Genomic DNA, 17861 nt, shown 5'->3' with positions numbered 1-17861 from the left:
TACCGGCCAGTAAATACCGTGGGTAACCACTTACCGGGAGGCGCAATGAGGCGCACCAGCACCAGACTTCGAGGGCTCCGAAGCCTTCGCCTGCTCCGCTGCACGGTCGCGGCCACCGTCGCTCTCGCGGCGGCCGTCGGCGGTATGGCCGCCGCCGGACCCGCGGGCGCGACGGAGCCGGGTACCAGCTCTATCGCATCCACCCCTCTCCCGCCCGCACTGGAGGCCGTCCGGGCCGCCGAAGCCACCCAGCTCTACGGGAGCCCCGCCGAGCGGCCGCTCGGCGACCGCAAGACCGGGCTGATCTCGCTCGGCGACAGCGAGATCTCCGGCGAGGGCGTCGGCACCTACGACCCCGGCACCAACGGTCCCGACAACTGGTGCCACCGCTCACCGGACGCCGCCATCCACCGCACGGGCATCGCGGCGGACGTCACGTACAACGTCTCCTGCTCCGGCGCCCATACCGGGAACATCGAAATCGGCGGAGACAAGCAGTACGCCGACGAGCTCGTGCAGAGCGACAGCCTCGCGATCAAGGCCCGCAACACCCGGATCAAGATGATCGTCCTGGTCGCCGGGGCAAACGACGACCTCCAGTTCGGCCCGGTCATGACCGACTGCGTGGTGCGCTACATCAGCCTCCAGGGCCCCTGCGAGCCGAAGTACGCGGGCGGCTGGCAGGCCCGGGTGGACGCCCTGGTCCCCAAGGTCGAGCAGACCGTTCGCGACCTGCGCACCGTCATGACGGACGCCGGGTACGCGAACAGCGACTACAAGCTCGTCCTGATGGGCTACCCGAGCCCGATCGGCCCGGACTTCCGTGACAACCCGAAGTTCCCCGGCAAACTGATCTGCGGCGGACTCGGCTACGACTCCGACACCGTCTGGGGCCGCAACACCGCCGTGCCCGCCTTCCAGGCCGGCATGCGCGAGGCGGCCGCCGCCACCGGGGCCACCTACCTCGACAACTCCCGGCTCTTCCACGGGCACGAGGTCTGCACCGAGAGCCCCTGGGCCCGCGGCCTCTACATCGACCTGAGCAAGCCGGGCCTGCCCGACGAGAACTCGGTCCGGCAGTCCTTCCACCCCAACGCCGCCGGCCACCGGGCCTTCGCCGCCTGCCTCACCCAGCTGTACGACTCCGGGCTGCGCGAGGCGAGCTGCGCCGACCCGGCGAGCACCGGCAGTCCCGTCCTGACCGGCGCGGCCTGGGACGACCTGTTCACCCCGCTGAAGAACGAGGCCACCGGCTCCTGTGTGGACGTGCCCGCCTCGGTCACCCGCAACGGCACCGAGATCGGCGGCTGGGACTGCCACGGCGGGCGCAACCAGAACTGGTGGTACGACGCCGGTACGCAGACCGCCCGCACCGCGCTGAGCCACGACCGCTGCCTGGACGTCCCGGGCGCGAAGTACGACGCCGGCGCCACGCTCGTCGTGTGGGACTGCTCGGGCGCGGCCAACCAGACGTTCGTCCGGCAGGCGGGCACCGTCCGCCCGGCCGCCGCGACCGGCCTGTGCCTGACCCTGGCGGGGGCCAAGGACCCGCTCAGGCTCCAGACCTGCGACGGCAGCGCGCAGCAGCGCTTCGTGTAGCGAGGCGCGGACCGGGGGCGGCCGCCGCCGTGCGGCCGCCCCCTCCTCACGCCTCCCGGGCCAGCGCCTCGGACAGCGCGCCCAGCGTCGGCGTCAGATACAGCTGACGCAGCGGCACGCCGGGCAGCCCGCGCTCCCGGGCGAGCGTGCCGATCCGAATCGCGTACAGCGAATTGCCGCCCAGGTCCCAGAAGTCGTCGTCCTGGCCGATCTCCTCGACCCCGAGCACCTCGCGCCAGATGGCGGCGAGAACGGCGGCCGGCCCGGCTCCGGGGGCGGTGGCCCGGGCTGCCGGGGCGGGTTCCGGGGCCGCCGCCGCTCCTCGGGCGCGGCGGGCTCCCGGCGCGGGCAGCCGGTCCGGGTCCAGCTTGCCGTTCGCGGTGAGCGGGAGGGCCGGCAGCACGGTCACCGTCGCGGGCACCATGTGCGGGGGCAGCAGCCGGGCGGCCCGCCGCCGTACGGCCCCGGGGTCCTCGTCCGCCCCCGGGGCCGGGACCACGTAGGCGTCGATCCGCGCGGCCGCCGCGTCCCCGCCGCCGGCGCCGGTCACGGTGACCGCCGCGGCCGACACCGCCGGGTCCTCCAGGAGCACGTGCCGGATCTCGCCCGGCTCGATCCGGAAGCCCCGCACCTTCACCTGATCATCGATCCGGCCCAGGTGCTCCAGGGTCCCGTCGGGCAGCAGCCGCCCCAGGTCGCCGCTGCGGTAGAGCCGCCCGGCCGGGTCCAGGGGGTCCGGAAGGAAACGTTCGGCGGTCAGGGCGGGCCGGTTCAGATAGCCGAGCGCCACCCCCGCCCCGCCCACATGGATCTCCCCGGGCGCACCCGGCGGAACCGGCCGGCCGCGCGCGTCCAGCACCCGGACCGACCAGCCCGGCAGGGGCCGCCCCACCGACCGGGACCCGGCGAGCGCCTCCCGGCGCGTCACCGTCGCCGCCGTGACATGGACCGTGGTCTCGGTGATCCCGTACATGTTCACCAGGCGGCACCGGTCCTCCGGATGCCGGTCGAACCAGTCCAGCAGCGGACGGGCGTCCAGCGGCTCGCCGCCCAGCACCACCAGGCGCGGGGCCGGTGCTTCGTGCGCGTTCCGGTCCACCGCCGCGAGCTGGGTGAACGCCGACGGGGTCTGGCTCAGCACGCTCACCCGCTCCCGCACCAGCAGGGCGTGGAAGTCCTCCGGCGAGCGCGTGGTCCAGTGGTCCACGACCACCAGCCGCCCGCCCGTCAGCAGCGCGCCCCAGATCTCCCACACCGAGAAGTCGAAGGCCGCCGAGTGGAAGCACGTCCACGTGTCGTCGGGGGAGAGGCCGAAGTCGTCGCGGACGGCGTCGACCAGGGCCGTGACATTGGCGTGCGGGACGAGGACCCCCTTGGGGCGGCCGGTCGAGCCCGAGGTGTGGATGACGTACGCGGGCGCGGTGGCCGCGCCCGGCCGGGCGGCGGGGCGGGGCGGGTGGCCGACGAGGGCGGCCGGGTCCCGGACCGTCAGCCGGACCCCCGCGTCCCGTGCGGTGCGCTCGCGCCGGTCCGCCGGATGCTCCGGATCCAGCGGTACGTACGCCGCGTCCGCCTTGAGCACGGCGAGCATTGCCGCCACCAGGTCGGCCGAGCGGGGCAGGCAGAGGCCCACGAGGTCACCGGCACGCACGCCGTGGGCGTACAGCCCGTCCGCCAACGTCGCGGCACGGGCGTCGAGTTCGGCGTACGAGAGGGTGGTGGAGCCCGCGGTGAGTGCGGGGGCGTCCGGGCGGGCGGCGGCCCGGGCCGCGAAGACCTCGTCGATGCGGAGGGGAGCCGGGGCGTTGCGCCGCGGCCCGGCGGCCGGCCGCCCGGCGGACTCCGCGTCGCTCAGCGGATCCAGCGCGGCGAGGAGCGTGCCGGGCGGGAGTCGCCGCAACTGCCGCCGCACACACTCGACATGGCGCGCCGGTACGGGAATCGAGTCCGGGCCCGCCGGCAGCGTGGCCGGCACGTCCCCGTCGCCCGCCGCCAGCCGCAGCGCGGGCGGTTCGTCGCCCTCGGCCGGGGCGGCCGGCTCGGTGGCGAGCAGGTCCGCGACCGTACGGCCGGGTGACAGGTCCGCGGTGAAGACCGCGTACCCGTCGAGCGCCCCCAGCGCGTACGGCGGCCGGTCCCGGGCAGGTGCGGGGACGGCGACGCGCACCGCGAGAGCGCCCTCGTACCGGCCGACGGTGACCGCGAGCGCCGAGGCGAGGCGCCGGGTCTCCTCGTCGGGGCGGAGGTCCGGCGGGAGCGGCCCGGCGAGCGGCGTCACCGCGTCCGGGGGCAACTCGCCCCGCAGGACCCGGGCGACGATCCGCAGCGAGCGGGCGTCCAGGGCGGTGCCGTCGGCGGTCAGGACCAGGTCGGGGCCGGGGGCCGTGTCGAGGCCGGAGGCGGGCCCGGGGCCGGCCCCCGCGCCGTCCGCGTACCGCAGCAGCACCGCGCGCAGCCGGTGACCGGGGGCGACCGGGCGGCGGGCCTCGGCCGCGCGCCGGCGGGCGGCGGCGTCCGATCCGGCCGGCGCGGGCACGGACTGCGTCCACAGCCGGGGGTGGCGGTCCCCGGGCCACCACAACTCCGCCGCCCTCGCGAGGGCGGCGGCGAGCGCGGCGTCGGCGGCGTCCGGCGGCAGGCGGACCGTCAGGGCGTGATGGGCAGGCGGCACGTACACAACTCCTCGTCCACGGAAGGAAAACGGCTGATACGGGCTGTCAGCGGGCGGAGAAACCGCCGTCCACGGTGACCACGCTGCCGGTCACCTGCCGGGACTCGTCCGAGGCCAGCCAGAGCACCGCGTTCGCCACGTCCTCCGGCTCCACCAGCGCGTTCATCGGCTGATCCCGGACGAAGGCCGCCTCGTGCTCCGCGACCGGCACCTCCAGCGAGCGGGCGATCTCCGCCAGCATCCGGCCCTCCATCGCCGCGTCGTCCCGCACCGAGCCCGGGCACACGGCGTTGACCCGGACCTTGCGGGGCGCGTAGTCCAAGGCCACCGCCTTCGTCAGGCCGACCAGCCCGTGCTTGGCCGCGACGTACCCCGCGAAGTGCCGGTAACCCACCAGGCCCGCCGTCGAGGCGATGTTGACGATCGAACCGGATCCCTGAGCCGCCATCCGGCCGCCCACCGCGCGGATCGCCCGCCATGCGCCGCCCAGGTCCACATCGATCATCAGTTGCCACTCGGCCTCGGTGATCTCGTGTGCCGGGCGTCCCGAAGGCGCGGCGATGCCCGCGTTGTTGACCAGCACGTCGATCCGCCCGAACCGCTCCTCGGCCGCCTCCGCCGCCGCCTCCAGCGCCGCCAGGTCCCGGACGTCCGCCTGCCGCGTCAGCACGGCGGACCCGGCCTCGCGGCAGAGCCGCCCGGTGTGCGCGAGCTGCGAGGCCGAACCGAGCGGATACGGCACCCCGGGCACGGCGCCCGCCACGTCCAGCAGCACCAGGTCCGCACCCTCACGGGCCAGGGCCAGCGCGCACGCCCGGCCGAGACCGCGCGCCGCGCCCGTGATCAGCGCCGTCCGCCCGGCGAGCCGGGCCCCGCCTCCGGCCGCGGGCCCCGCGCCACCGCCCGGCACGGGCCCCGCGCCGCTCCCGGCCGTCACCGGCCCCTCGCCGCGCGCACCTCTGCCGCCACCAGCTCCAGCAGTTCGCCCGGCCGCTCGGTGAGGTACATGTGGCCGCCGGCCGGCTCGGCCACCGTCAGCTTCCCGGTCGTCGCCCGGCCCCACTCGGCCGCCTCCGCCGCCCCGACCAGGGAGTCCTCCCGCCCCCGGACGGAGATGACCGGGGTGCCCAACGGCCGGTCCGTGGACGGGACATACGTCTCGTGGAGCCGGACGTCCGCCCGGAGCACCGGCAGCAGCAGCTCCCGCATCTCCGGGTCCGCCAGTGCCGGATGGTCGTACCCGGCGAACGCCCGGACCCGGGCGGCGAACTCCTCGTCCGGCAGCCCGTCCGCCCGGTCCGTGCGGGGAGTCCAGGGACCGGGCGCGCCGCTGACGACGAGCGTCTCCACGCGCAACGCACCGCCCGACCGATCGATCAGGTGCGCCAGTTCGTAGGCGAGCACCGCGCCCATGCTGTGCCCGAACAGCGTGACCGGGCCGCCGCCCCCCGCCCCGCCGAGAGCCGCCGTCACCTGCGCGTACGCGTCGTCGACGGCCGGGGCCGCCGAGGTGTACGGCGGCTCGGGGAACCGCTTCTCCCGGCCCGGGAGGGACACCGGGAGAATCCGCATCCCCTCCGGGGCCAGCCCCTGCCAGGGTGTGAAGAAGGACGGGCCCGCCCCGGCGAAGGGCAGGCAGATGAGGACGGTCTCTTCGTCGGCCACGGTCGTTCCTGTTCTCTGGAGTCCTGCTGTTTCCCCGGGGCCGGCGCGGACGCCCGGAGTTCGGTCAGTCCCCGACCATGATCGTGGTGAGGACGGCCGCGAGATAGCCCGGGTCGCGCACCCCGCACAGCTCGCGCGCCGAGTGCATCGACAGGCCCGGCACCCCGACGTCCACCGTGGTGACGCCGAGCCGGGCCGCCGTGAGCGGGCCGATCGACGTCCCGCAGGGCATCGCGTTGTTGGAGACGAACGGCTGCCAGGGGGCCCCGGCCCGCTCGGCCGCCGCCGTGAAGACCGCGATGCCGGTGGAGTCGGTGGCGTACCGCTGGTTGACGTTCACCTTGACCGTCGGACCGCCGTTGGGGAGCGGGCGGTGGTCGGGGTCGTGCCGCTCCGCGTAGTTGGGGTGCACCGCGTGCGCCATGTCGGCGGAGACGCAGAACGCGCCCGCCAGCGCCCGCGACCAGTCCTCGTCGCCGCCGCCGCGCGCCGACACGGACCGGGAGAGGACCCGCTCCAGCAGCGGGCTCTGGGCGCCCGTCTCGGAACCGCTGCCGACCTCCTCGTGGTCGAAGGCGGCCAGCACCGGCACGAAGGAGGGTTGCGCGGCCCCCGTCGCCGCGTCGACCAGCGCGGTCACCCCGGCGTGCACCGAGACCTGGTTGTCGAGCCGGGACGCCACCACGAACTCCCGGTCCACGCCCAGGTATCCCGGCGGCTGGACGTCGTGCAGCATCAGGTCCCAGCCCAGCACGTCCGCCGGGTCCTCATCGGCGGCCGACGCGACCAGGCGCAGCAGCTCACCCTCGCGCGGGTCGCCCAGCGCCCAGACCGGTGCGATGTGCCGCTGCCGGTCCAGGGCCACGCCCTCGTTCACCGAACGATCCAGGTGAATGGCCAACTGCGGGACTCGCAGCAACGGTTCGTCGATCTGGACCAGGCGGGTGCGGGGCGCGCCGGCGGGGCCGCGCAGGGCGAGGCGGCCGGAGATGCCCAGGTCCCGGTCGAGCCAGGTGTTCAGCGGGACCCCGCCGTAGATCTCCACTCCGAGCTGCCGCCAGCCCGAGGAGCCGGTGTCCGGTGCGGGTTTGACCCGCAGGTTCGGGGAGTCGGTGTGGGTGCCGACGATCCGGAACGGGGTGTGGGCGGGCGCGCCCTCGGGGACGTACCAGGCGATCAGCGCGCCGGCGCGGCTGACGAAGCAGCCGCCGGTCGCACCCGTCCAGTCGTCCGTGCCGCGCAGTTCGCGGAACCCGGCCTTCTCCAGACGCTGGGCCGCACTGGCCACCACGTGGTAGGGGGAAGGGCTGGCGGAGATGAAGGAGAGCAGGTCGTCGGTGTGGCTGCGGTGGGGGGCCGGAGTCATACGGCGTCCGCCTTTCCGGTGTTCGGCAGTGGCTGCGAGGGTGACGGTCCGCCGGGCTGGTCGGGCCCGGCGCTGGCGTCCCCGGCGGAGCCTGCGGGGTCTTGGCCCGAGTGTTCCGCCGGGGGGCGTTCCCCGAGGAGTTCTCGCACCGGCCGGTCGGGCCGGGCGCAGAACTCCGCGAGCAGGTCGGTGTACGACGAGAGAAGGTCGTGGGCGGTCGTGTGGTCCCACAGGTCGGTGGAGAATTCCAGGAACGTTCGATAACCCTTCGCGGGGTCCCGGCGCGGCGCAAGCCCGAAGCACAGCTCGGTGCGGGAAAGCGGCGGTGCCAGATCGGCCACCTCGACCCGGAGCCCGGGGATCTCGATGTCCGTGTCGACGGAGTTCTGGAACGCCAGGACGTGCGGCACCCGGTCCGGGACGCTGACAGCGCCCGCGTCCCGCATCGCCCGCATGATGCGCGCGGTCGGCAGCACGTGCGCCATGGCACCGAGCGCACCCGCACCCGTACGGACCGCCAGCTCCGCGCAGGTCTCGTCGAGATTGGCTGAATCCAGTCGTACGCGGACCATGACCGCGGTGGACGTCATCGCCACGAGCGACTCCGAAGCGGTGCCCTCGCGGTTGGCGTACGGCACGCTGAGCAAGATGTCCGGTTCCCCCGAGAGCCGGGTCAGGAACACGCCGAGGGCCGCCGCCGCGACCGCGAACGGGGTGGTGCCCCGGGCGGCCGCCAGCTCCTCCACCGCCGCCCGCACCGCGCCCGTCGCCACGCCGCGCACCGTGTCGCCGTGCCCGCTCAGCTTGCCCGGACGCGGGCGGTCCGTCGGTACGGGCACGGCGGCCGGCGCCCCGTCCAGGTAGCGGGCGCAGAAGGCGGCCCGCTCCGCCTCGGTGCCGGGGTCGTGGTGCTCCCGCTGCCACCGGGCGTACCCGGGGGCCTGCATCGCCGGCTCGGGCAGGCCGTGCGGGACGCCCGCGGCGGCGGCCGTGTACAGCGCCGCGATCTCCGCCAGCAGGACGGACAGCGACCAGCCGTCGGCGCAGACGTGGTGCAGGACGAACATCAGCTCCCAGCGGTCCTCCTCGACCCGCAGCAGCCGTACCCGGGGCAGCAGGGGCCGCCCCAGGTCGAAGGGGGCGGCCGCGTCCGCCCGGCACAGGGCGTCCGCCCGGGGGCGCCGCTCACCGGCCGGCAGCCCGGTCAGGTCCTCCACCGGCAGGGCCACCGGCTCCGCCGCCAGCACCTCCTGCCACCACGGCCCGTCCGGCGCGCCCTCCTGCGTGAACCGGGTGCGCAGTCCGTCGTGCCGGGCGATCACCTCGGACACGGCGGACCGCAGGGCGGAGGGGTCCAGCGCCCCGGTGAACGTGATCCGCGTCGGCACGTTCCACACGGCGGGTTCCGGCAGGGCGTGGTGCCCGGCGATCATCCGGGCCTGCTGGTCGCTGACGGGGGCGCGGTCGACGACGTCCGGAGCCGCCGCACCGTCCTCTGCCGGGGCCACGGGGGTGTCTTCCGGCGGGGCAGCCGCGCCGTCTTCCGCCGGGGCCGCGAGGGCGTCCTCTGCCGGGGCCCCGGGGACGTCTTCCGGCGGGCCGCCCGTCAGCTGCTCGGTCATGGCCCGCAGCGTCGCGTCGGCGAAGAAGTCCGCCAGCGGGTAGTCGGTGCCGAGGGCGTCCCGGACCCGGTTCACCAGCCGTATCGCGCCGATGGAATTGCCGCCCAGGTCGAAGAAGTTGCCGTCCGCGGGGAAGCCGCGCAGGCCGAGGACGGACTCCCAGACCTCGCGCAGGAGCACGGCGGCGGGGGCCGCCCCGCCGTCCGGCCCCGCCCCGCCGGCGCTGCCGGCCGCGTCAGCCGGGCCGGTCACCTCCGCCGCGTCAGCCGGGCCGGTCACCTCCGCCGCGGCGAGCGGGCCCGCTCCGGCGCCCGCCTTCGGGTCCGCGCCGGCCGCGCCCTCCGGCTCCGGGGCGGTCATCGCCTCCAGTCGCGCGTCCAGGTCCGCGAGGAACCCCTCCGCCGTCGCCGCGTCGAACAGGTCCGCGTCGTAGCGCAGCCGCAGCCGCAGGCTCCCGTCCCGGCCGAGGGTGGCCATCAGCGCCAGCTCCAGCGGTGCCGACTCCGTCCCGGCCGCCACCCCCTCCGCGCGCAGCCCCGGCAGGTCGATTCCGGCCAGCGCCGCACGGTCCAGATCGACCGAAACGGTCACCAGCGGGCGCGGACTGCCCGGGTCCGGATGGACGGCGGCCAGCAGTGCGTCCAGGTCCACCCCGCTGTGCTCCTCCGCCGCGAACAGCGCCCGGCCGGTGGCCCGTACGGCCTCCCGCGCCGGGGTCGCGTCCGTGGCGGACAACGGCAGCGGCAGCAGCGCCACATGGAAGCCGACCGTGTCCGCCGTCGCGGGCGGCCGCCGGCCGAACGTCGTGCCCAGCAGGAACGCGTCCTGCCCCGACCGCCGCCGCAGCACGAGCTGCCAGGCCGTGCACAGCGTGGCGAACAGGGTCACGCCCTGCCGCCCGCTCCACTCCCGCAGCACGTCCGCCCGCTCCCGGCCCACGGTCCGGGCCACCGCCCCGCCGCGCCCCGCCACCCGGCGGCCGCGCGGCCGGTCCGTCGGCAGGGCCGGCACGAGTGGCCTCTCGCCCAGCAGCTCCCGCCACCAGGCCAGGTCCGCCGGGTCGTACGAGGGCTCGGGGGCCCCGACGGTCGTCCCGGCGGGTCGCTCGAAGACCGGCGGGCGCCCGGCGCGGGCCGCCGTGTACAGCTCCCGCAGGTCCCCGGCGATCAGCGCGGCCGAGTGCGCGTCCGTGATGATGTGGTGCATGCCGAGGACCAGGACGTGGTCGTCCTCGGCCAGCCGGAGCAGCCGGGGCGTGAACAGCGGTCCGGTGGCCAGGTCGTAGGCCCGGCCGCTCTCCTCGGCGAGCAGTGCCCCGATCGCCCGCTCGGCGTCCCGGCCCCGGGCGTCGGTCACCGTCAACGGCGTGCCGGGCCCGCTCCGGACCACCTGGACGACACCTGCCTCCTCCTCGGCCCGGAACACCGTCCGGAGTCCCGCGTGCCGCTCGACCAGACCGGCCACGGCGGCCCGCAGCGCCTCCACGTCCAGCGGCCCGCGCAGCCGTACGGCCTGGGTCTCGTTGTACGCCGCCGGGTTCTCCAGCAACTGGGCGGCCAGCCACAGCCGCCGCTGCGCCGCGGTGGCGGGCGCGACGGTGTCCTGAACCCGGGCGTCCCGCTCCCGCTCCTGTCCCCGCTCCCGTGTCCGGCGGCGCAGCAGGTCCAGGCGCTCCAGCCCCGACCGCAGCCGCTCCCGGTCCATCCCGAAGTCGACCAGCGCGGCGATCTCGTCCACCCCCGCCACGCGCAGCGCGTCGACGAACGGGGCGACGCTCGTCGGCGTGCCGATCAGCGCCCGCTGGTCGCAGTAGCGGTCGTAGGCCCGCCGGAACAGGTAGTCAAGGTCCTCCTCGCTCGCCGCCGCCACGTCCTCACGCCGCTGCCCGGACGCCGTGGCCGCCGAGCGCATCAGCAGCGAGGACCGCAGATACCGCACCATCGGCTCCAGCGCCTCGGCCCGCGCGGTGGCGTGGTCGTCGCCGAGGTACGTGTGCACCAGCACCGTCACCCGCCCGGCCGCCGGGTCCATCCCGCACTCCGCACGCGTACGCCGGAAGTGCGCGATGTTCGCGGCCAGCTCGTCCACCGTCTGGCTCATCAGGTTGGTGACGACGCCCAGCCCGCGCCGGGCCGCCTCCTCGTACGACGCCCGCTGCCCGGACGTGGCGAGGAAGAACGGCGGCTCCTCCTGCACCGGGCGCGGGCGGACCCGGATCTCCGTCTCCGCGCCCTCGCCCGTGCGCCGCCGCACCGCATCCCCGCGCCACAGCCGGCGCACCTCGTCCAGGTGGTCGAAGGCGATCCGCCGCCGGTCCGCGAACCGGTCCGGGTGCAGGGCGAAGTCCCGGGCGTGCCAGCCGGTGGCGCAGCCGATGCCGACCCGGCCGCGCGAGAGGTTGTCGACCACCGACCACTCCTCGGCGACGCGCACCGGGTCGTGCAGCGGCAGGACGACCGAGCCCGCGTTGATCCGGACGCGTTCGGTCTCCCGGGCCACGGCGGCGGCGAGGACGGCGGGGTTCGGGAAGATCCCGCCGAAGGAGTCGAAGTGCCGCTCGGGCAGCCAGACGGAGGAGAAGCCGTGCTGGTCGGCGAAGCGCGCGGTCTCCAGGACGGTGTCGTACGCCTCCGGGACGCCGGCTTCGGTGCTCTGCGGGTAGTCGCCGAAGAAGTAGACGCCGAAGTCGGGGGCCGGGCGCGGGGGTTCGGCCCGCACACGGGCCGCGGGGCGGGCGGACCGGGGGAAGAACCCGCCCTCGCGCAGTTCCCGCAGCGAGCCCTCCACCGCTTTCGCGACCCGGTCCACGTCCTCCTCCGTGTGGGCGGTGGAGAGGTAGAAGCTGCGCCACTCCCACACGTACACGCCGCGCAGTTGGAGATGGTGGTACAGCAACTCCAGGTCGGCACGGTGCCTGAACCGGAACATCGACCCGAAGTGGGCCAGCTCCAGGGGGAACTCCTCGTCCCGGAAGAACGCGTTGAGCCGGTCGGCGAGCGCCTGCGTGCGGGCGTTCAGCCCGCTCTGGAGGCCGGGGCCCCGCTCGGTGAGGTGGGTGAGCACCGCGCGGGCCGCCGCCATCGACAGCGGGTGCTGCATGTAGGTGCCGCCGATGAACGTGGTCTCGCGCGAGGGGCCGCCGGGCTCCCCGTACCGCCAGAACCCGCCGTCCACCCCGTCGAGGAGGTCCGCCCGCCCCGCCACCGCGCCGATCGGGAAGCCGGCCCCGAGCGCTTTGCCGTACGTGGCGAGGTCCGGGACCACCCCGAAGTGCTCCTGCGCGCCGCGCGGGTGAGGCCGGAGCCCCGTCAGCATCTCGTCGAAAAGCAGCACGATGCCCCGGCGTGCGGTGAGTTCGCGCAGCGAGCGGACGAACTCCACCGGCCGCAGACCGGGGTTGCGGCACTGCACGGGCTCGACGAGCACGGCCGCGATGCCGTCCCCGAGAGCGTCGATCGTCTCCAGAGCCTCCTGGGCGCCGTACTCCAGCACGATCAGCTCCGCCACCGCGCTGGCCGGAATGCCCCGGGAGACGGGCACGGCGTGCTGACCGGGACCGCCGGGGCGGCCGAGGACGGAGTCGATGTGCCCGTGGTACGAGCCCCGGAACATGACGACCTTGTCCCGCCCGGTAGCGGCACGCGCCAGCCGGATCGCCGTCGAGTTCGCCTCCGTGCCGGACGAGGCGAAGGCGACCCGCTCCATGCCGGTCAGCGAGGCGAGCAGGACCGCCGCCTCTCCGGCGTCGGGGGACCGGGGGCCGAAGCGCAGCCCGTCGGAGAGGTGGCGGCGCACGGCGTCGGTGACGGGCTCCGCCTCGTGGCCCAGGAGCAGTGCGCCGAAGCCCATGGTGATGTCGGTGTAGACGTTGCCGTCCACGTCGGTGAGCCGGGAGCCGTGCGCCGAGCGGGCCGCGAGGGGGTAGAGCATCTCCTTGGTGGCGTCCCGGAACCCCACGACGGCACGGCTGTCGGCGAGCACCGGACGGTGCCGCTGAGCGAGCTCCTTGGAGGTGCGGGTGCGCTCGGTGAACCGCCGGATCAGGGAGGCGGTGTGGGCCCGCTGGGCCTCGTCGGCCCCCGCCCCGGCCATGCCGCCCGCCGCGTCGACCACGAGCCGGGGCCCGTGGCCGGAGGGGGGCCCGGGCGCCTCGGTCACCGGTGCGGCCGGGGCCGTCGCGCGGGCTGCCGTGAGCTGGGCGGTGAGGTCGCGCGACAGCTTCGCCGCCCTGGCCACGGCGGCGTCGGTACCGGTGGCGGCGCCCGCGGCGGTCCGCGTGCCGGCCGTGCCGCCCGGGCCCGCCGGACCGCTCCCCGCGCTCATCGCGCGTCCGTTCCGGTGCGGGAGGTCAGCAGTGCGACGGCCTCGGAGAGCTGGGTGACCATCGCGGCCTGGGTCTCGGCCAGTTGGCGCAGCTGCTCGGACAGGGCGGCGACCTCGGCCCGGGTGGCGTAAACCGGCCGGCCCCCGACGGGCGCGGGCGCGGAGGCGGCCACGGGTGCGGGCTCGGAGGCGGGCGCGGGCGGCGGCTCCACGGTTTCCGCTCCGGCCCCGCGCCCGGCTATCAGCGCGGCCGTCAGCCGGGGCGTGCCGGCCTCCTCCAGGATCTCCCGCATGCTGAGCTCCGTGCCGAACTCGGCCTCCAGTTGCCGGACCATCCCGATCAGCTGGAGCGAGTCCGCGCCGAGGCCGACGAAGGTGCGGTCGGCGGCGACCTCGTCGGGCCGGTGGCCGAGATGGCGCGCGGCCAGTTCGAGCACCCTGTCCAGTACGGCCTGTTCGGTCATGCGGTCCTCCGTGGAGCGTGGGAACGGGTCGGCGGCACCGCCGGGCGGGGCGGACGGCTCCGCGCTGGGTGTGAGCGGTACCGAAGGGGTGTACGGGGCCGGGCCCCGCCAGTACGAGCGGCGCTGGAAGGGGTACGTCGGAAGCCGGACGCGCCGGCCGCCGCAGCCGTCGAGCAGCGCGGCCCAGTCCACCCCCGCTCCCGCGCAGTGCAGCGCGGCCACGGCCCGCTCCCACTGACGGGCCGGTACGCAGACCGCGTCCGGCAGCGACCGGCGGACCATGCCCGTCAGCACGGCGGACGGGCCCAGCTCCAGCAGCAGCGGGGACCCGGACAGCCGGTCCAGGACGGCGGCGAAGTCGGCCGTGCGCCGGGCCTGCGCGACGAGGTACCCGGCGTCCGGCCGCCACCCGGCGGGCCGGACCGTGCCGTCGATGCCGTCGACGAACTCCGTGCGCAGAGGCCGGAACTCCTCCTTGTCGGCCAGCACCCGGAACTCCTCCAGGGCGGGGTCCAGCAGTGCCGTGTGGAACGCTCGGTCCACCGCCAGCACCTCGTACGCCTCACCCCGCGCCGCGAGCAGCGCCCGTGCCGCGTCCACCGCCTCCGGCGGGCCGGCCAGCACGTGGTGCGCGGTCCCGTTGACCACCGCGAGCTCCAGCCCGGCGACGGCGGCCAGCAGCTCCCGCACCCGGCCCCGGGGGACGAACGCGGAGACCATCGCGCCCGGGGCCGCCCGCTCCCGCATCAGCCGCCCGCGCCCGCACACCAGCCGCATCGCGTCCTCGGTGTCCAGCGCCCCGGCCACGCACAGCGCCGCGTACGCGCCGACGCTGTGCCCGGCGACCCGGGCCGGGACGATGCCGAGCCGTTCCCACAGCCGGGCCTGGGCGACCTGGAGGGCGAACAGGGCGGGCTGTGCGAAGGAGGTGTCCCACCGCTCGGGGCCCTGTCCGCCGACGATCCGGTCCAGGAAGTCGTCCCGCCCGGACTCCTCCGCGTACACCCGGGCGCAGTCCTCCAGGACCTCGGCCACCACCGGGAAGCGCGCGGCGAGTTCCGCGCCCATGCCCGGGTGCCCGCCGCCCTGCCCGCTGAACAGGAACACCGGCCCCGGGCCCGGGGCGCCGTCGACGACTCCGGTCGTGTACGCCTCACCGGCCGGAGCCCCCGACAGGAAGGCGTCGAGACCGGCCACCGGGTCGGCGGCGGTGACGACCAGCCGGTGCGGCAGGAGCCGCCGCCCCAGCGCGGTGGTGGTCAGCAGATCGGCGCGGGAGGGGGCGGGGCCGGCCCCGCCCGCCAGGCGGTCCCGCAGGGAGATCGCGTACGCCCGCAGCGCCTCGGCGTCCGCCGCCGACAGCGGCAGCAGCGCGGGCACGGGGGCGCCGGGGGACGGCGACACCGTGTCCGGGGCCTCCGGCGCCTGTTCCAGAATCACATGTGCGTTCGTACCGCCCATGCCGATGGAGTGCACACCGGCGCGCCGAACCCCCGCCAGCGGCCAGCCGGTCGCCCGCACCGGCAGCACGAACGGACTCTCGTCCACCCCCAGCGCCGGGTTGGGCCGGGAGAAGTTCACCAGCGGCGGGACCACCCCGTGCCGCAGCACCTCGACGGCCTTGATGAGCCCCGCGAGCCCCGCCGCGCTGTCCAGGTGGCCGATGGCCGGCTTCGTCGAGCCGAGCGCGCAGAACCCGGTCCGGTCGGTGTGGGCCCGGAACGCCTCGGTCAGCGCGGCGAACTCGATCGGGTCGCCCTTCAGCGTGCCCGTGCCGTGCGCCTCCACATAGCCGATCGTCGCCGCGTCCACGTCCGCCGCGCGCAGGGCCCCGAGCACCGCGTCCCGCTGTCCGTTGACCCCGGGGGCGGCGAAACCGCCGCTCCGCGCACCGCCGTTGGCCGCCTTGTCCGAGCCGTCGTTGGTGACCGCCGAACCCAGCACCACCGCGTGCACGGTGTCGCCGTCGGCCAGTGCCCGCCGCAGCGGTTTGAGGAGGACGGCGGCGGCCCCGTTCCCGCCGACCGTGCCGTCCGCCCCCGCGTCGAAGGCCCGGACCGTGCCGGTGGGGGAGAGGGTGGAGCCCTTCACCGGGACCTGGCCGGTCACCTGCGGCAGGTGCAGGGCCGCCGAACCCACCAGCATCAGGTCCGCGTCCCCGGCGCGCAGCGCCTGGCAGGCCAGGTGCACCGAGACCAGCGCGCTGGAGCAGGCCGTCGAAACGGTCAGCGCCGGACCCGTCAGACCGAGCCGGAAGGCGGCCCGGGTGGCGGTGAAGTCGGGGTAGTTGCCGACCTGCGCCTGCTTGGCGGTCATCCAGTCGCCCGAACCGGCCTCCGCCGCCAGGTTCTCCGCCAGATAACTGTGCAGCGAGTACAGGCGGTAGCCGGAACTGCCGTACACCCCGATCCGCACGGAGCCGCCGTCGCCGCCCGCGTACCCCCCGTCCTCCAGAGCGTGGAAGCAGCACTCCAGGAACAACCGCTGCTGCGGGTCGGTGAGTTCGGCCTCCCGCCCGCTCATCCCGAAGAACCCGGCGTCGAAGCCGTCCACGTCCGCCAGCGGCGCGCTCGCCCCGCCGAAGCCCGGCCTCCCGTACTCCGGCGCCGGGACCCCCGCCGCGGCGAACTCGGCCCGGGTGAAGCGGTGTACACGGCTCGTTCCCGCCCGGATGTCGCGCCAGTACGCCTCGGGGGTGTCAGCCCCGGGAAACCTCAGCGCCGTCCCGATCACCGCGATCCGGTCGTCCCTCAACGGCTTCTTCCTTTCGCAGCCCCGCACGCCCCGCACGCTCCGCCCGCCGCAGCCCCGCCACCCTCAGCAGGAACACCACGGCGACGACGATGGCGGCGCCGTGGGACCAGCCCACCACGGCCGGCGGGGAGAACCGGTCGAGGGCCGCCGCCACCAGGATCATGCCGACGCCGAAACCGAGGTTCTCGAAAGTGGCCGAAAGTCCGAAGGCGTGACCGCGCAAGGTGGCCGGAAGTGTCTGGAGATGCGACGTGTACGCGACCTCGGTGAGGCCGTCCGCGGCTCCCGCGATCAGCGCGATCACCGCCGTCACGGCCAGCGGCAGACCGGCGAACGCCGCGATGAACGCCGCCGACATCACCACCGTGCCGTAGCCGAACCCGAGCGCCCCCACCGAGCGTCCGGTGCGCCGCGCGTACCGCTGGATCACCTGCTGGGCCCCGATGTTGCCGAGCGCCCACACACACCAGAACGCGCTGACGAACACCGCGGGATTCGACGCGTCCAGCGAGGTGGAGTAGATCGGCAGCGCCGCGTTGTGGGACGAGGAACCGAACGCGTCCACCCCGCGCAGGGCCACCATCAGCCCCAGGCCGGGCGCGGCGGCGAGCGCGAGGAAGGCCGCGGGCCGCCACCGCCGCCCGCCCTGGTCCGCCTGGGCGCCGTCCTGCCGCGCGGAGGCGTCCTTCCCGTCGGCCGCGGCCCCGGTGGAGGCGCTGCCCGCTCCCTTGCCGCCCGCGATCGGCAGCAGGGCCACCGTCACCGCGCAGACCGCGAACGTCGCCATGTCGACCAGGAAGGCGGCGGTGTACCCGACGAGGGACACCACCACGCCCGCCGAGGCGAACCCCGCCACCATGGCCAGGGAACGACCGGTGATCGACAGCGAGTTGGCCCAGGCCCTGCGGTCCTCGCCGACCATCTCCGGGATCGAGCTGCGCAGCGCCACCATGAACAGCGTCCCGCACGCGCCGATCACCACCGAGACGGTCATCAGCGCCCCGGTCACCCATCCGTCCGGAGCCAGGACGAGCACCAGCATCACGGCGGCCTGTCCGACGTTCGCCCACAGCATGATGCTCTTCGCGCTGAGACGGGCGAGCAGCCCGCCCACGACGAGACCGGCGACGAATCCGGAGGCGAGCCGCACCGCCATGAACAGCCCCATGGCCAGCGCCCGTCCCGTCGTCTCGTAGACGAAGAGATTGAGCGCCACCATATTCAGGAATGTGCCGTAGGAAGACACCGCGTATCCGGCGACAAGGAGTCGGAATCGGCGCGTCGCCACCGCGGTGTCCCGGGCCTCGCGGGCCTCACTGTCCGCGTCGTTCGCCTTCGGCCCGTCCGCGCTGTCGATTCCAGATGTCACCCGGACATACTCGTCCAGCGCGGACGCC

At 75.5% G+C, this 17861-nt stretch carries 8 protein-coding genes; 1 reads left to right on the top strand and 7 read right to left on the bottom strand.

What is annotated here, in order from left to right; all coding sequences use genetic code 11:
* Nucleotides 1-45 precede the first annotated feature (45 nt).
* Nucleotides 46-1599 (top strand): ricin-type beta-trefoil lectin domain protein, encoded by a 1554-nt coding sequence (locus ACIQMU_RS03345; protein ID WP_402688127.1) that lies wholly within the window; start codon nucleotides 46-48, stop codon nucleotides 1597-1599.
* A gap of 46 nt (nucleotides 1600-1645) precedes the next feature.
* On the opposite strand, the gene ACIQMU_RS03340 is transcribed toward ACIQMU_RS03345, so the two are convergent.
* The 7 genes from ACIQMU_RS03340 to ACIQMU_RS03310 form a co-directional block, all read right to left on the bottom strand.
* Entirely contained in the window at nucleotides 1646-4270 is a 2625-nt protein-coding gene (locus ACIQMU_RS03340) for an amino acid adenylation domain-containing protein (RefSeq protein WP_402688126.1), read from the bottom strand.
* A gap of 46 nt (nucleotides 4271-4316) precedes the next feature.
* Nucleotides 4317-5180 (bottom strand): SDR family oxidoreductase, encoded by an 864-nt coding sequence (locus ACIQMU_RS03335; protein ID WP_352240527.1) that lies wholly within the window; start codon nucleotides 5178-5180, stop codon nucleotides 4317-4319.
* 23 nt (nucleotides 5181-5203) lie between these two features.
* Nucleotides 5204-5935 (bottom strand): alpha/beta fold hydrolase, encoded by a 732-nt coding sequence (locus ACIQMU_RS03330; RefSeq protein WP_352240496.1) that lies wholly within the window; start codon nucleotides 5933-5935, stop codon nucleotides 5204-5206.
* A 64-nt stretch (nucleotides 5936-5999) separates the two neighbouring features.
* Entirely contained in the window at nucleotides 6000-7301 is a 1302-nt protein-coding gene (locus ACIQMU_RS03325) for a M18 family aminopeptidase (RefSeq protein WP_352240497.1), read from the bottom strand.
* Nucleotides 7298-13246, bottom strand: coding sequence for a MupA/Atu3671 family FMN-dependent luciferase-like monooxygenase (locus ACIQMU_RS03320; protein WP_402688125.1), 5949 nt, complete (start codon nucleotides 13244-13246; stop codon nucleotides 7298-7300). Before ACIQMU_RS03320 ends, ACIQMU_RS03325 begins: the two co-directional genes overlap by 4 nt.
* Nucleotides 13243-16464, bottom strand: coding sequence for a type I polyketide synthase (locus tag ACIQMU_RS03315; RefSeq protein ID WP_402688124.1), 3222 nt, complete (start codon nucleotides 16462-16464; stop codon nucleotides 13243-13245). Before ACIQMU_RS03315 ends, ACIQMU_RS03320 begins: the two co-directional genes overlap by 4 nt.
* Nucleotides 16409-17821: an MFS transporter gene (locus tag ACIQMU_RS03310; protein ID WP_352240528.1), complete on the bottom strand. Its 1413-nt coding sequence runs from the start codon at nucleotides 17819-17821 to the stop codon at nucleotides 16409-16411. Before ACIQMU_RS03310 ends, ACIQMU_RS03315 begins: the two co-directional genes overlap by 56 nt.
* Nucleotides 17822-17861 lie beyond the last annotated feature (40 nt).

The organism is Streptomyces sp. NPDC091649 (genome assembly GCF_044756785.1).
GTDB lineage: Bacteria > Actinomycetota > Actinomycetes > Streptomycetales > Streptomycetaceae > Streptomyces.
This window is presented reverse-complemented; position numbering and strand designations above follow the sequence as displayed.